The sequence below is a fragment of the Streptomyces albireticuli genome (genome assembly GCF_002192455.1).
Classification (GTDB): domain Bacteria; phylum Actinomycetota; class Actinomycetes; order Streptomycetales; family Streptomycetaceae; genus Streptomyces; species Streptomyces albireticuli_B.
Map to the genome: position 1 here is coordinate 6,894,871 of NZ_CP021744.1, position 14,649 is coordinate 6,909,519.

Below are 14,649 nucleotides of genomic sequence, written 5' to 3' on the forward strand. Positions count from 1 at the left end.
CAACCGGCGGGGCCGGCCGCATCCCCCTGCGGCCGGCCCCCCGCCCGTTCCCCCGCCCCGCCCTCTTTCCTTCTTTCCCACAGGGTTTCGGAAAAGGACCATGAACCGCTCGTCGACCCTCCCCTTCCCCGTCGCCGCGGCGCCCTCCGACCGGTGGAGCCCCCGCCTGTGGGGCCTCCTGCTGGTCCTCGCCGGCAACATGCTCATCGACGCCCTCGAGGTGTCCGTGGCCGTCGTGGCCCTGCCCTCGATCGGTGACGACCTCGGCCTGGCCGCCACCACCGCGCAGTGGACGATGAGCGGCTTCGCCCTCGGCTTCGGCGCCCTGATGCTCTTCGGCGCCCGCGTCGTCACCCACCTCGGCCGGCGCCGCATGTACCTCGTCGCGCTGCTCGCCTTCGCGGCCGCCTCCCTCGTCGCCGCCCTGACCGGCGACCCGGCGGTGCTGATCGCCACCCGGTTCGTCAAGGGCTTCTGCGCCGCCCTGACGGCACCCACCGGCCTGGCCATCCTCGCCACCGCCTTCCCCGAGGGCCGCGAACGCGACCGCGCCGTCTCCGTCTACACCCTGGCCGGGGCCAGCGGCTTCACCGCCGGGCTGCTCCTCTCCGGCGCCCTGACCACCGTCAGCTGGCGCCTGACCTTCCTCTTCCCGGCCCCCGTGGTCCTGCTCCTCTTCGTCTTCTGCCTGCGCCTCGTGCCCGCCGACCCGCCCGCGGACACCACCACGCCGCGCCGCTACGACCTCGCGGGCGCCACCACCCTGCTGGCCGCCCTGAGCTCCCTGGTGTACGCCCTCTCCGGCCTGCCCCACCACGGACTCGGCGACGCGCGCACCCTCGTGCCGCTGGCCGCGACCGCGGTGCTCCTCGGCGCGTTCCTCTGGATCGAGCGCACCACCGACCGGCCCCTGATCCGCCCCGCCGTCCTGACGGAGCGCACCATGCTGCGCTCGGCGCTCGGCGCCGCCTGCCTCAACGGCTCCTACCTGGGCCTGCTGTTCGTCGTCACCTTCCAGACCCGCACCGTGCTGGACTACGGGCCGATGCGGACGGCGCTGGCCATCCTCCCGGCGAGCCTGCCCCTGGCCGTCACCGCGCTGGCCTCCGGACGGCTCGTACGCCGCTTCGGCACCCCCCGGCTGATCGCCGCCGGCGCCCTCGCCCCGCTGGCCGGCTACGCCCTCTACCTGCGGCTGCCCGCCTCCCCGGACTACGTCACCGACATCCTGCCGACCATGCTGCTGGTCGGGGCGGGCTTCGTCGCCTCCTTCGCGGCCCTCAACATGCAGGCCGTCTCGGGCTTCCCGCCCGAGCGGCGCGGTGAGGCGGGCGGCGCCTACCAGACGGCCGTCCAGCTCGGCGCCGCCCTGATGGTCGCCGCGACCGCCGCCCTCCTCGCGGCGAACGAGGCGCCCGCCGGCGCCTCCCCGCAGGAGGCCATGGCCGCCTACCGGCCCGCGATGTGGCTGGTGACCGCCGTCGGCCTGGCCGGCCTGCTGGTCGCCCTCACCGGAGTGGCGCGCCGGTCCCGGCCCACCCGCTGAGGCATCCGCCACCGGCCCTGCCGGCCCCCTTCGCCATGTCCGTTCCGCCCCTTCCGCAGTTTGGGAGACCCATGAGCACGTACCAGAACACCTACGACTGGGACTCGTTCGCCCTCGGCCTCGACTACGATCCGGAGTTCGACGTCGACTTCGACGAGGCCTTCGCGTTCGACCTGGAGGCCGCCGAGGACGCCCCGGTGACCGTGCCGGACCTCGCCGTCCTGGCCCGCTCCGACTACGCCGAGCGCTCCCGGATCCTGGACGCCTACGTGCGCCAGGAGATCGGCCGGGTGCTGGGCGTCGCCCCCGAGAGCGTCGACACCACCGGGCGGCCCATGAACAGCCTGGGCGTGGGCTCCATCAACGGCATGGAGCTCCAGGCCCGGATGGAGGCGGCCCTCGGCGTGGAGCTCAGGCTCCAGTCGCTGCTGCGCGCCAACAGCGCCGCCGAGCTCGTCGACTGCCTGGCCCGGCAGCTCGGCCCCGGGGACGGCCCCTCCCAGCGGTCCGCGGCGCCCGCGGCCACGGTATGACGGCCACCGCCACCGCCCCCGCCCCGACGGTGGTCGGACAGGACCGGCTCGACCTGTGGCTGATCGCCACCCCGGGGCCGGACACGGTGCGCGACCGGCTGGACACCTCCGAGCTGGACGCGGCCGAGCGCAAGCGCACCGCCTCCTTCATCCGGCCCTCCGACGCGGCCACCTACGCCACCGCGCACATCGCGCTGCGCCGGCTGCTCGGGGCCTATCTGGGCCGGCCGCCCCAGGACGTGACCTTCGTCCGCGAACCCTGCCCCGGCTGCCAGGGGACGCACGGCAGACCCGCCGTCGCCCACCCGGATCCGCCGCTGCACTTCTCCCTCTCCCACAGCCACGGCATGGTCCTGGTGGGCGTGGCCGGCCGTACGGTCGGCGTGGACGTGGAGCGGCTGCCCCGGCCCCAGACGGTCGCGGTCTGCACCCCCGCCCTGCACGCGCAGGAGCGCGAGGAGCTCGACGCGCTGCCCCCGCCGGACCGCCAGGCCGCCTTCGGGCAGCTGTGGACCCGTAAGGAGGCCTTCCTCAAGGGCCTCGGCACCGGCCTCGGCCGCAGCCCCGCCGCCGACTACCTCGGCGCCGACCCGGCCCGCCGCCCGGCGGGCTGGACCCTCCTGGACATCCCCGGCGGCCCCCGCCACCACGCGGCCGCCGCCCTCCTGGGCGACCCGCCCGTCACCACCACCGTGCGCCGGCTGCCGGCCCGGGCCCTCCTGCCGGGCGCCGCCGCCCCGGACGTACGGGCCGACGCCGGCCCGGCCCTCTGACCACCTCCTCCGGAAGCGAGATCCCATGCCTGTCGCAGGAAAGACCACGCCGAACCAGGTGGACCACCCGCGCGAGTGGACCCTGCGCGAACGCGTCGAGGAACTGAACCTCATCAGGGACGAGGTCCACGAGGGCCCCGACCCCGCCGCCACCGAACGCCAGCACGCCAAGGGCAAGCTGACGGCCCGTGAGCGCATCGCCCTCCTCCTGGACGAGGGCTCCTTCACCGAGGTGGAGCCGCTCCGCCGGCACCGCGCCAGCGGCTTCGGCCTGGAGAACAAGAAGCCCTACACCGACGGTGTGATCACCGGCTGGGGCACGGTCCACGGCCGGACCGTGTTCGTCTACGCCCATGACTTCCGGATCTTCGGCGGCGCGCTGGGCGAGGCCCACGCCACCAAGATCCACAAGATCATGGACATGGCGCTCGCCGCCGGGGCGCCGCTCGTCTCGCTCAACGACGGTGCCGGCGCCCGTATCCAGGAGGGCGTCTCGGCGCTCGCCGGTTACGGCGGCATCTTCCAGCGCAACACCAAGGCCTCCGGCGTCATCCCGCAGATCTCCGTGATGCTCGGCCCCTGCGCGGGCGGCGCGGCCTACAGCCCGGCGCTGACCGACTTCGTCTTCATGGTCCGCGAGACCTCCCAGATGTTCATCACCGGCCCCGACGTCGTCCGCGCCGTCACCGGTGAGGAGATCAGCCAGAACGGCCTCGGCGGCGCCGACGTCCACTCCGCGACCTCGGGTGTCTCCCACTTCGCCTACGACGACGAGGAGAGCTGCCTGGAGGACGTGCGCTTCCTGCTCTCCCTGCTGCCCGCCAACAACCGCGAGCTGCCGCCCGCGACGCCCGGCCAGGACCCGGCCGACCGGCGCACCGAGGCGCTCCTCGACCTCGTCCCCGACGACCCGGGCCGCAGCTACGACATCCGCTCGGTCATCGAGGAGATCGTCGACGACGCCGAGTACTTCGAGATCCACCCGGCCTGGGCCACCAACATCGTCTGCGCCCTGGCCCGCCTCGACGGCCACGTCGTCGGCATCGTCGCCAACCAGCCCGCCTCGTACGCCGGTGTGCTGGACATCGAGTCCAGCGAGAAGGCGGCCCGCTTCGTCCAGTTCTGCGACGCCTTCAACATCCCGCTGGTCACCCTCGTCGACGTGCCCGGTTTCCTGCCCGGCGTCGACCAGGAGCACAACGGCATCATCCGCCGCGGCGCCAAGCTGCTCTACGCCTACTGCAACGCCACCGTCCCGCGGATCTCCCTGGTCCTGCGCAAGGCCTACGGCGGCGCCTACATCGTCATGGACTCCCGTTCCATCGGCGCCGACCTGGCCCTCGCCTGGCCCAGCAACGAGATCGCCGTCATGGGCGCCGAGGGCGCCGCCAACGTCATCTTCCGGCGCGAGATCAACGGCTCCGACGACCCCGAGGCGGTCCGGCAGCAGAAGATCAAGGAGTACAAGGCCGAGCTGATGCACCCGTACTACGCCGCCGAGCGCGGCCTGGTCGACGACGTCATCGACCCCGGCGAGACCCGCCAGGTGCTCATCCGCTCGCTGGCCATGCTGCGCGGCAAGCACGCCGACCTGCCCTCGCGCAAGCACGGCAACCCGCCGCAGTGACCGTACCGACCGCGCCCTGACCGCAGTGCCGGAGGCACCCATGAGCATCACCGATCCCCTCATCCGCGTCGAGAAGGGCCACGCCGGCCCCGAGGAGCTGGCCGCGCTCACGGCCGTGCTCCTCGCGGTCACGGCCACGGCCGGCACCGAGCCCGACGACCTGGCCCGGCACTACCGGGCCACCGCCCGCTGGGGGCGCCACGAGCGCACCGACCGGTCCCCGGGCCCGCGCAGCTGGCGCACCCGGCCGACCGGCCCGGGGGAGCGGTCCTGAACCGGCGCCCCTCCGGCGCCGCCTGACCGCCTCACCCGCACCACCGCCCTGGACGGCGACGAGGCCGACGTCCGGCTGGACCTGATCGCCGTCCACGTCCACCACGCCACCACCCCGGCGCGCGCCCCCTTCGACATCGGCGGGCACTACGCGGGCAGGGCGGTGCGCACCGCCGCCGGCCGGCGGTTCCGGACCTGGAGATTCCATCTGGACCGGAGCACCGGCCCGGCCCGGACGGCACGCCCCCGACCGATCCCCGGCGCCGGACGGCGGGAAATCCGGGATCGCCACAGGAAGAAGTGAAACCTCTGTCCGATCCGCGACAAATCCGGGGTGACCGGCCGAACGGACCGAAAAGTTCCGCGAATATGGTCCGCAGGCGGCCCGGCGCCCGGGCAATTCCCTTTCCCGGAGGCGCGGCCGGCCGCTCCGCAACACCGATGAAAAGAAACAGGCGTCGACCCGACCCCGGCCACCGGCCGGCCGCCGAGAACCGTCCGGGCGACGCGGCAGCCGGCCGGCCGGGGGAGCGCGGGCGCGGCGGGAAACACAGAGGAGACCAACCGTGGTGACCCATACGAACGACACCGTGCGAGCGGAGCGGCCACGGCAGCCGGCCGGTTCGCGCCCGCTCCTGATCACCCTGCTGCTGTCCAGCATGCTCACGACCATGGCCGGCGCCATCATCGCGCCGTCCCTGCCCGCGATGGAGAAGCACTTCTCCTCCGTGGACAACGCCGACTTCCTGGTCCGCATGGTCCTCACCGTCCCCGCGCTGATGATCGCCCTGGGCGCGCCCCTGGTGGGCACGCTGGTGGACCGGGTGGGCCGCAAGCCCGTACTGTCCGCCTCCGTCGGCCTGTTCGGCTTCGCCGGCGGCTCCGGCCTGGTGCTCGACAACCTCTACGCGATACTCGCCGGCCGGCTCCTGCTGGGCGTCGCGGTGGCCGGCATCATGACCGCCACCACCACACTCGTCACCGACCACTACCCCGGGGAGTCCCGCTCGCGGGTGCTGGGCCTCCAGGCCGGCTTCATGGGCTTCGGCGGCGTGGCCTTCCTCTCGCTGGGCGGCGTGCTGGCCGACATCGACTGGCGCGGCCCGTTCGCGATCTACCTGGTGGCCATGCCGCTGACCCTGCTCGTCCTGCGCTTCGTCGTCGAACCGCCCCGGACGGCGACGGCCCCCGGCGCGGCCGGCGACGCCGCCGGCGCCCGCTTCCCGAAGCTGGCCTACGGCATCTACGCCCTGGTCCTGATCTCCCAGGTCATGTTCTACCTGGTCCCCTCCCAGCTGCCCTTCTACCTGGAGGACATCGGCGGCATCGGGGCCAGCGGCGCCGGCCTCGCGATCGCCCTGATGAGCCTGGCCAACGCCCTGGTCGGGCTCAACTACGGGAAGATCAACAAGCGGTTCGGCTTCAAGCAGGTGGCCGTGGCCACCTTCGCCCTGCTCGCCACCGGCTTCCTCGCCATCGGCGCGACCTCGGCCGTCCCGCTGGTCCTCGTGGGCCTGGTGGTCCTCGGCTCCGGCGTCGGACTGCTGATCCCCAACTTCAACACCTGGCTGGCCTCCCGCACCCCCGTCGCCCTCCGCGGCCGGGTCATGGGCGGCGTCACCTCCTGCATGTTCCTGGGCCAGTTCCTCTCCCCGGCCCTGAGCCAGCCCGTCACCGGCCCGCTCGGCATCGACGGCGTCTACCTCGCCGCGGGCGCGCTGGGCGTCACCGTGGCCGTCGTCCTGCTGCTCCTGCGCACGGGATCCAAGGACACCGGCACCGCCCCCGCGGCCCCGCAGGCCGCCCCCCGGGCCACGGCCGGGCGTCCCTGACGCCCCCGCCGGGACCGGCCCGTACCGTCACACCCCCAAGGCCCTAAGGAACCATGACCACCGTGAGCGACCGTCCCACGCCCCGCCGCGTCGACATCGTCCTCGACATCATCTGCGCCCACTCCTACATCGGCTACACGCGCTTCGCCCGGGCCGCGCGCCGCTTCCGCGACGAGGGCGGTGAGCTGGAGGTCCGCTTCCACCCCTACCAGCTCGACCCGGACGCGTCGCCCGCGGGCGAGCCGCTCCTCGCCGCCCTGGAGCGCAAGTTCGGCGGCGGCGTGCGCGCCGAGACCGCCCGGGTGGCGGCACACGCCGCGCACGACGGGCTGGTCCTGGACTACGAGAACGCCGTGCACACCGCCACCCTCGAAGCCCACCGCCACCTCGTCCTGGCCGCCGGCCAGGGGAAGGCCGAGGAGCTCGCCGAGCGGCTGTTCCGGGCCTACTTCACGGACGCCGTGAACATCAGCGACCCCGCCGTCCTCGCCCGCCTCGCCGACGAGACGGGCGTGCGGACCGGCGAGGACCCCGCGGAGGGCGCCGACGAGGTGCGGGCCGGCCTGGAGCGCGTACGCCGCGGCAACGTCCGCGCGATACCGGTCCTCCTCTTCGAGAACGGCCCCACCTTCACCGGCGCGCAGTCGGAGGAGGCCTACCTGGCCGCTCTCCGCACCACCGCGTGAAACACACGGTAACGACAATTCCCTGTCAACTCTTCCCTCCTGGCTTGACCTGACCGGGGGGCGGCGGTGGAGGCTTTATCCCACCTCCACCGAATCCCCCCGGCCATGGCCTTTCCGCTTTTCCGTCACCCGCATTTCCGCACCACCCGAAGGAGCACATCTTGTCCGCTAGCACCGCGCCCCTGAAGCTCGCCGTCATCGTGGCCAGCGTCCGCGAAGGCCGCTTCGGCCCGACGGTGGCGAACTGGTTCGTCAAGCAGGCCGGTCTGCGCGACGACTTCGAGGTCGACGTCATCGACCTCGCCGACCACGAGCTGCCCTACGTCCTCTCGCAGCAGCCCTCCGCCGAGGTCGTCGAGGCCCTCTCGAAGGTCACGCCGCGACTGGAGCAGGCCGACGCCTTCGTCGTCGTCACGCCGGAGTACAACCACAGCTTCCCGGCCTCGCTCAAGAGCCTGATCGACTGGCACTACACGCAGTGGCAGGGCAAGCCGGTCGGCTTCGTCTCCTACGGCGGCCTCGCCGGCGGCCTGCGCTCCGCCGAGCAGCTGCGCCCGATCTTCGCCGAGCTGCACGCGGTCACCATCCGCGACGCCGTCAGCTTCCACATGGCCTGGGAGCAGTTCGACGAGAACGGCGAGCCCAAGGACCAGTCCGGCCCGGCCGGCGCCGCCAAGGCGCTGCTGGACCAGCTCGGCTGGTGGGCCGACGGCCTGCGCGAGCAGCGCGCCCGCCGCCCCTACGGCAAGTAAGCCGCACGGCCGGCGGGAACAGCACTCCCGCGGGCCGAAGGCTCACACCGCGCACCCGCGCGGACCACACCCCCGGTGACGGACCCGGCGGCCCCCTCGGCCGCCGGGTCCGCGGCGTTCGGGGCGCCCTTCCGGGGCCGCCACCGACGCGCCGCCCCACAACCGAACAGCACAGCGGACAGCGGCGGGAGCCCGGACCGGTAGACCGGCCAGGGCTCCCGCCGCTGTCCGCGCGTGCCCACCGCCCGACCAGCGTCCGACCCGGCCCGCCCGTCACGCGTCCGAACCGAGGAGACACCGTGCCCGCACCCGACCAGCACGCCGCGCACCCGCGCGTCCGCCGCAAGGAACGCCCCGCCCGCCGCGCCACCCTGCGCGCCCGCGCCCGCCGCGCCGCGCTGCGCCTGGTCACCCACCCCACGCCGGCCACGAACCTCCCCGGGAGCGCCCAGTGACGATCACCGACACCGCCACCCGACCCGCCGACACCGCCGACCGCGTCCTGTTCCACGAGGCCGCCGGCCGGGTGCTCCTCGCCGGTGAGGACGAGGACACCACACCGGAGCCGCACATCTTCCGCGGCATCGACTGACGGACCGCCGGACCGCCGGACCCCGAGACCGTTCCCGCACGCCGCCCCGATGCCGTCATCCGGGCGCTGGACCAACTGGAGTACGCACCACATGACACAGCTGATCCAATCCACCGTCCCGGACGTGCGCGACATCGTCCTGGACGCGGCCGGCACCTCACTGTCGGGCCTGCTCATCGAGCCCCGGCACACGCCCCCGCGGGCCCTCGTCGTGGCGGTGCACGGCGGCGGCATGCGCGCCGGCTACTTCCACGGCCAGACCCACCCCACCCAGTCGCTGATGACCCTCGGCGCCCGGCTGGGCTTCACCGTCCTCGCCGTCGACCGCCCCGGCTACGGGCTCTCCGCGGCCCGCTTCCCCGAGGGCCAGACCCTCGCCGAGCAGTCCCACATCCTGCACGCGGCCCTGGACGGGTTCGCCGCCGCCCACGACACCGGCGCGGGCACCTTCCTCATGGCCCACTCCTACGGCGGCAAGCTCGCCCTGCACGCCGCCGCCGACGACCGCGGGGCCGGCCTCATCGGCCTGGACATCTCCGGCATCAGCCACCGCTACGCCGTCGACGTACGCCAGTTCCAGGACTTCCACGGGCTGAAGACCTGGCCCCTGCACTGGGGCAAGCTCGGCCTCTACCCGCCGGGCACCTTCCGCCACGCCAAGCCGCTGGTGACGCCCATGCCGCCGCGCGAGGCCGGCGAGGCCCGCCGCTGGGCGGAGGAGTTCCCCCGCCTCGCCGCCCGGGTGAGGGTGCCGGTCCGCTTCACCTTCGCCGAGCACGAGGGGTGGTGGCACCACGACGACGAGACCCTCGCCTCCATGCGCCGCCTGCTGAGCGCCGCGCCGCGGGCCGTCTTCGACCGCCAGCCCAACGCCGGGCACAACATCAGCCTCGGCTGGGCGGCGCGCTCGTACCACCTGCGCGCCCTGGCCTTCGTGGAGGAGTGCCTCATGGAACGCGAGGTGCCGGTCCCGGCCGGCCGCGTCACCGCCCTCGCCGCCGCCCGCGCGGCCTCCCGGGCGGGTACGGGCGAAGGGCCCGCCGCCCCGCTGCCGCCCGTCGTCCCCGGCCCGCGCCGGCCCGCCGGAGCGGCCTGACGGACGCCGCCGGCCCGCCCGTTCCGGCCGGCCGGCACCGCGTCCGCACCACGTACCGACGCCGCCCGTACCCCGCCCGCGCCCCGCCCGGACCCCGCCCGGACGGGAGCGGGCCGGCACCGGCGGGACCCGGCGCGGCGGGCGGGGCCGCGCTCCCCGGCCACCCCACCGCCCGGCGCCGGCCGGACCCCTCGGACCCGCCCCGACCCCGACCCCACTCCCACCCACCGGAAGCCCATGCAGCCCTTCATCGAGCACGCCCGCACCCTCGGACGCCGCATCGCCCAGCACGGCCACCACCGCGCCGAGTTCGGCCGGCTGGCCGCCGGGCAGTCACCCGCGGCCCTCTTCGTGACCTGCTCCGACTCCCGGGTGATCCCCTCGCTGATCACCGGCGCCCGCCCCGGCGACCTCTTCGAACTCCGCACCGCGGGCAACGCCGTGCCCGCCTACACCGGGCACCCCACCGGCGAGTGCGCCACCATCGAGTACGCCCTCGACGTCCTCGGCGTCCCCGACATCATCGTCTGCGGCCACTCGCACTGCGGAGCCGTCGGCGCCCGCGCCCGCGGCGAGGACCTCAGCGCCCTCCCCGCCGTCGCGGGCTGGCTCGCCACCCAGCTGCCCGACGGCCTCGGCGCCCACGGCCACGACCAGGACCCCGGCGCGCACGCCGCCGCCCAGCGCAACGTCCGCGCCCAGCTGGAGCGGCTGCGCGCCTACCCGGGCGTCGCCGAGCGGGTGGCCGCCGGGACCCTGCGCCTGCACGGCTGGTTCTACGAAGTGCACACCGGCCTCGTCCTCGCCCACGACCCGGAGCTGGACGCCTTCCTCCCGCTCTGACGCCCGGCTTCCGGCCACGGCCCGCCCCCTCACCGCCTCCCCACCCCAAGGAGCTCCCCATGACCGACCTCGCCCACGAGATCGCCGAACTGCGCCGCGACACGCGGACCCTCACCGACCACGCCGCGCTCACCACCCTCCTCGACCGCTTCGCCGCGGGCCTCGACAGCACCGACCCCGGCCGGAACGACGAGACGTGGTACCGCTCGCTGTTCACCGAGGACGTCCGCCTGGAACTGCCCAACGGCGTCCACCGGGGCACGGCGGGCCTGTCCGAGTTCCTCGGCGCGCCCAAGCGGGCCTGGGCCCGCACCCACCACCTCGTCACCAACCCCGTCGTCACCGTCGACGGCGACCGGGCCGCCGGGCGCGCCAACGCCCACGCCACCCACGTCCCGCACCCCGCCGAGGACGGCACCACCGGAGCGCTCTTCGTCGGCGGCGCCCACTACGACTACACCGCCGTGCGGACCGCCGACGGCTGGCGCGTCGACGGCCTGACCGCCTCCGTCATCTGGGTCGAGGGCGCCCCCGGGGCCTGACCACCCGCACCGCGCCCGCCCCGGCCGGACCGGATCAGCCCCGGCCGGGCGCGGGCGCGGGCACCGGCGGTGCCTTCGGCAGATGGCTGCGGGTGCGCAGCCCGAAGGCCGCCGTCGCCGCCAGCCACATCACCGCGAACCACAGCGGCCCCAGCAGCAGATGCCCGTACGGCACCGTCCCCGAGAAGCCCGCGGCCACGCTCACCTGCGTCGGCCCGTACTCCGGCAGCAACTGCACACCGTCCTTGCTCGCCCCCGGATTGCTGACCGGGTTCTGGAGCATCGTGTCCAGCAGGCTCGTCATGATGATGACGAACATCCCCTCCAGCTCATGGCGCAGGAACGCCCCGAGCAGGATCCCGATCCCGCCGTAGCCGACCGCCGCGCTGAACAGCCCCGCCGCCAGCAGCACGGGCCGCACGGGATCCCAGTACCAGCAGATCACCGCGGTCGCGTACGCCGCGGTGGCCGCCGACGCCAGCACCAGCGCGGCCACCTTCGCCACCAGCAGCGGGACCCGGGGGAAGCCGGCCAGGGCCAGCCGCCGGTCGAAGGCCAGCGACTTGAACGTGCTCATGAACATCATGAAGCCGACGATCAGCGTGACGGCGTTGAGCGCCCCGGAGATCATGGTCAGCCGGCCGGCGTCGACCGTCACCGTCCGCCCGGTGGCGCGCAGCAGGAAGCGGCTGGGCGCCGAATCGACGAACCAGTGCACCATCGACAGCCAGAACGGGATGTAGAAGACCACCAGGACCAGCGCGAACCGGTTCCGCGCGTGCTCCAGCAGCGCGAAGCCCACCGCCGTCGTGAGCCGCCGCCACGCCCGCCTCACCGGCCCGCACCCACCGCCACCGCCGGGTCCCCGCACGAGGGTTCGGGCACCGGGGCAGGCCGCCACGGCCCCGCCGCGCCGTCGCGCAGCCGGTACAGCACGTCCAGCCGCCCGGTGTCCCAGGCGAGGTGCGACACCACCAGCACGCACCGCCCCCGCTCCCGCAGCCGCCCCGCCACCTGCCAGAACCGCAGGTACGTCTCCCAGTCGAAGCCCTGGTACGGCTCGTCCAGCAGCAGCACGTCGGGGTCGTGCATCAGGGCCAGCGTCAGGTTCAGCTTCTGCCGGGTGCCGCCGCTCAGTTCACCCGTCCGGGTGTTCCGGTACTCCCCGAACCGCAGCTCCTCCAGCAGCTCCTCCGCCCGGCGGGTGTCCGGCAGACCGTAGGCGACCTGGAAGTACCGCAGGTGCTGTGCCACGGTCAGGAAGTCGTTCAGCACCGCCTCCTGGGGACAGTGCCCCAGCGTCCCCCGGACCACCGCCTCGCCGCGGTCCGCCGCCAGCTGCCCGGACAGGATCCGCAGCAGCGTGGTCTTGCCCGCCCCGTTCTCGCCGACGACCCCCGCCAGCGTGCCGGGTTCGAGGGCCAGGGAGACGCCGCGCAGCACGGGGCGGGCGCGGTAGGACTTGTGCACGTCGCGCACGTGCAGAACGGGTGGACGAGCAGGCATGGCGCACACCCTAGCCACGCCCCGGGCCCCCGGCCGTCCAGCACGGCCGCGGTGTGTCCGCTCCCGCGCCCCGTCACCGGAACGCGTCAAAAACCGGGCGGCACCCGTGTTGGAGGCGTGGGCCCGCGCCCGGAGCTGGAAGGGTGGAGCGCCGGGCACGCCTCCCGGTGCCCGCTTCCGCACCGCACCTCGCGAGGATCCGTGAACCTCGATCCAACCCCCACGACCGGCAGGACCCCGGCCGTCGTGTTCTCCGGTTACTACACCAGCCGCGTCCAGGACCTCTGGCCCCGGGACGACGACGCCCTGGACGGCCTCGCGCGCTACGCCCTGCTGCCGCACGGCAAGCTGCTCCGCCCCCGCCTGTTCCTGCTGTGCGTGGCGGCGCTCGACGGCGACCTCGCGCAGGCGGCGGCGGTCGCCGCCGCGCTGGAGAGCCACCACACCGCGAGCCTGGTCCACGACGACCTCATCGACGGCGACGCCGAGCGCCGCGGCCGCCCCTCCGTGCACGCCCGTTACGGCACCGGACAGGCGCTGCTGGCCGGGGACGCCCTGCTGTGCCGCTCGTTCGCCGAGGTCGCCGAGTGCCACCGGCACGACATCGCCCCGCGCCTGCTGCTGGACATCATCGCCCTCGCGGGCCACACGGGGGTGGAGATCTGCCGGGGCCAGCTCCTGGAGGAGCGGCTGCGCCGCGACCTCGGCTGCGGGCTCGACGCCTACCTCGCCATGGTGACCATGAAGACCGCCGCCCTGCTCAGCGCCACCTGCCGCACCGCGGCGCTGCTCTCCGGCGCGGACGAGAAGACCACCGCCGCCCTCACGGTCTACGGCGAGACCCTGGGCGTCGCCTTCCAGATGCGCGACGACCTGCTGCCCTACCGGGACGCCGAGACCGTGCGCGGCGCGGGCAAACCGCTCTCCAGCGACCTCCGCAACGGCCGCCCGACGCTACCGCTGCTGCTGGCCGTGGACCGGGCCGTCCCCCGCCAGGCCCGGCGGCTGCGCCGGCTCTTCGCCCGCGCCGCCCACAGCGCGCGGGCGCGCGGCCGGCTGACCGCCCTGCTCCACGAGCTCGGCGCGGTCGAGGCGGCCACCGGGGTCCTGGAGTCCTACGTGGAGAAGGCCCGCGCGCACCTGGATCACCTCCCCGCCACCCCCCACCGCGAACAACTGCACCGCCTCACCTACGCGATGGGCACGGGCTGATTCCAGCCCGTCCGGCGGGTGAGGACACCACGCGGAGCGCGGAAAAAGGGGGGACCGGGGCGAAGCCCCCGGTTACGGGAGGGGGCCGGCAGGGGAAGAAGCCCCCGCCCCGAATTCCCGCACCGCGCCCTCGACGATCGCCTCCAGCCGCGCGTGGTGCGCCCCGCGCCAGTACACGCGGTCGCAGACGGAGCACTGCGCGAACACGTCGTACGTGGCGCGCGTCCCGTCCTCCAGGTGCTCGCCCACCGCCTCCTTCTCCGCGTCGCGCAGCGGCCCGTTGCAGTTGGTGCAGCGGGTCCACGGCGCGAGGCGGGGCGCGAAGCGGCCCAGGACGTCCCGCAGCTGCTCGTCCGGCTTGTCGCTGTAGACGTACGCGCCCGCCCAGATCTCCCGGCGCCGCAGCAGCCCGCGGTCGCGCGAGAGCATCACCCGGCGCTCGGCGGCCGACAGCGCGGCCAGCGCCGCGTCCCCGATGTCCTCGCTCTCGTAGGCGGCGTCCACGCCCAGCAGCCGGAGCCGGCGCGCGAGCGTGCCCAGGTGCACGTCGAGCAGGAAGCGCAGCGGCGCGCCCGGCACCTCCTGCGGCCGGGCCACCGCCCGCACCTCGACGGACTCCCCGGCCGCGGGGATGTGCGAGACCGTCACGGGGCGGCCGTCGACGAGGATCTCGCCCGCCTCCGTGAGCGGGACGCCGAAGGACTCGACGACGTGGCCGAGCGTGGAGGAGCCGTCCGTGACGAGCGGCACGCGTGCGCCGCGCCGGTCGGCGGGGGCGAAGAGGCGCAGCTCAGGGGCGAGGGTCAGATCGATACGAGGGCCGTTCACGCTGCACA

Annotated in this window: 17 protein-coding genes; 14 read left to right on the plus strand and 3 right to left on the minus strand. The window is 74.5% G+C overall.

The features are described 5' to 3' along the window. Positions 1 to 100: 100 nt before the first annotated feature. The 13 genes from SMD11_RS29830 (at position 101) to SMD11_RS29880 (ending at position 11,095) form a co-directional block, all read left to right on the plus strand. Positions 101 to 1,546 (plus strand): MFS transporter, encoded by a 1,446-nt coding sequence (locus SMD11_RS29830; RefSeq protein ID WP_087929399.1) that lies wholly within the window; start codon positions 101 to 103, stop codon positions 1,544 to 1,546. Between the two features lie 71 nt (positions 1,547 to 1,617). Continuing rightward, positions 1,618 to 2,079, plus strand: a complete 462-nt coding sequence (locus tag SMD11_RS29835) for an acyl carrier protein (protein WP_159395382.1) — start codon at positions 1,618 to 1,620, stop codon at positions 2,077 to 2,079. Continuing rightward, on the plus strand, positions 2,076 to 2,852 hold the full coding sequence (locus tag SMD11_RS29840; protein ID WP_087929401.1) for a 4'-phosphopantetheinyl transferase family protein: 777 nt from the start codon (positions 2,076 to 2,078) through the stop codon (positions 2,850 to 2,852). Before SMD11_RS29835 ends, SMD11_RS29840 begins: the two co-directional genes overlap by 4 nt. Before the next feature lie 25 nt (positions 2,853 to 2,877). Further along, positions 2,878 to 4,479 carry an acyl-CoA carboxylase subunit beta gene (locus tag SMD11_RS29845; protein ID WP_087929402.1) on the plus strand — a complete coding sequence of 534 codons (1,602 nt, stop codon included), beginning with the start codon at positions 2,878 to 2,880 and terminating at the stop codon, positions 4,477 to 4,479. 40 nt (positions 4,480 to 4,519) lie between these two features. Continuing rightward, entirely contained in the window at positions 4,520 to 4,753 is a 234-nt protein-coding gene (locus SMD11_RS29850) for an acyl-CoA carboxylase epsilon subunit (protein ID WP_087929403.1), read from the plus strand. A gap of 565 nt (positions 4,754 to 5,318) precedes the next feature. Next, positions 5,319 to 6,584 carry an MFS transporter gene (locus tag SMD11_RS29855; RefSeq protein ID WP_087929404.1) on the plus strand — a complete coding sequence of 422 codons (1,266 nt, stop codon included), beginning with the start codon at positions 5,319 to 5,321 and terminating at the stop codon, positions 6,582 to 6,584. A gap of 53 nt (positions 6,585 to 6,637) precedes the next feature. Further along, positions 6,638 to 7,270 carry a DsbA family oxidoreductase gene (locus SMD11_RS29860; RefSeq protein WP_087929405.1) on the plus strand — a complete coding sequence of 211 codons (633 nt, stop codon included), beginning with the start codon at positions 6,638 to 6,640 and terminating at the stop codon, positions 7,268 to 7,270. 161 nt (positions 7,271 to 7,431) lie between these two features. After that, the gene (locus SMD11_RS29865) at positions 7,432 to 8,022 is read left to right on the plus strand and encodes an NADPH-dependent FMN reductase (RefSeq protein ID WP_234366219.1); all 591 of its coding nucleotides are present in this window, start codon (positions 7,432 to 7,434) and stop codon (positions 8,020 to 8,022) included. Positions 8,023 to 8,321: 299 nt separating this feature from the next. After that, positions 8,322 to 8,477 carry a hypothetical protein gene (locus SMD11_RS35580; protein WP_159395383.1) on the plus strand — a complete coding sequence of 52 codons (156 nt, stop codon included), beginning with the start codon at positions 8,322 to 8,324 and terminating at the stop codon, positions 8,475 to 8,477. Further along, positions 8,474 to 8,614 carry a hypothetical protein gene (locus SMD11_RS35585; RefSeq protein WP_159395384.1) on the plus strand — a complete coding sequence of 47 codons (141 nt, stop codon included), beginning with the start codon at positions 8,474 to 8,476 and terminating at the stop codon, positions 8,612 to 8,614. Before SMD11_RS35580 ends, SMD11_RS35585 begins: the two co-directional genes overlap by 4 nt. 91 nt (positions 8,615 to 8,705) lie before the next feature. Further along, entirely contained in the window at positions 8,706 to 9,710 is a 1,005-nt protein-coding gene (locus SMD11_RS29870) for an alpha/beta fold hydrolase (RefSeq protein WP_199843979.1), read from the plus strand. A gap of 237 nt (positions 9,711 to 9,947) precedes the next feature. Then, positions 9,948 to 10,553: a carbonic anhydrase gene (locus SMD11_RS29875; protein WP_087929407.1), complete on the plus strand. Its 606-nt coding sequence runs from the start codon at positions 9,948 to 9,950 to the stop codon at positions 10,551 to 10,553. 59 nt (positions 10,554 to 10,612) lie between these two features. Continuing rightward, a complete protein-coding gene (locus SMD11_RS29880) occupies positions 10,613 to 11,095 on the plus strand; it encodes a nuclear transport factor 2 family protein (protein WP_087929408.1) in 483 nt (160 codons plus the stop codon). Between the two features lie 34 nt (positions 11,096 to 11,129). Here SMD11_RS29880 and SMD11_RS29885 read toward each other — a convergent pair whose 3' ends face one another. Both SMD11_RS29885 and SMD11_RS29890 read right to left on the minus strand, forming a co-directional pair. Beyond that, a complete protein-coding gene (locus SMD11_RS29885; RefSeq protein ID WP_087929409.1) occupies positions 11,130 to 11,930 on the minus strand; it encodes a hypothetical protein in 801 nt (266 codons plus the stop codon). Beyond that, the gene (locus SMD11_RS29890) at positions 11,927 to 12,601 is read right to left on the minus strand and encodes an ABC transporter ATP-binding protein (protein WP_087929410.1); all 675 of its coding nucleotides are present in this window, start codon (positions 12,599 to 12,601) and stop codon (positions 11,927 to 11,929) included. The genes SMD11_RS29885 and SMD11_RS29890 overlap by 4 nt, the downstream gene beginning before the upstream one ends. 201 nt (positions 12,602 to 12,802) lie before the next feature. On the opposite strand from SMD11_RS29890, the gene SMD11_RS29895 reads away from it, so the two are divergent. Continuing rightward, a complete protein-coding gene (locus tag SMD11_RS29895) occupies positions 12,803 to 13,813 on the plus strand; it encodes a polyprenyl synthetase family protein (protein WP_159395385.1) in 1,011 nt (336 codons plus the stop codon). A 72-nt stretch (positions 13,814 to 13,885) separates the two neighbouring features. On the opposite strand, the gene SMD11_RS29900 is transcribed toward SMD11_RS29895, so the two are convergent. Beyond that, complete coding sequence (locus tag SMD11_RS29900) at positions 13,886 to 14,641, minus strand: Mut7-C RNAse domain-containing protein (protein ID WP_087930807.1); 756 nt, start codon at positions 14,639 to 14,641, stop codon at positions 13,886 to 13,888. Positions 14,642 to 14,649: the final 8 nt, after the last annotated feature.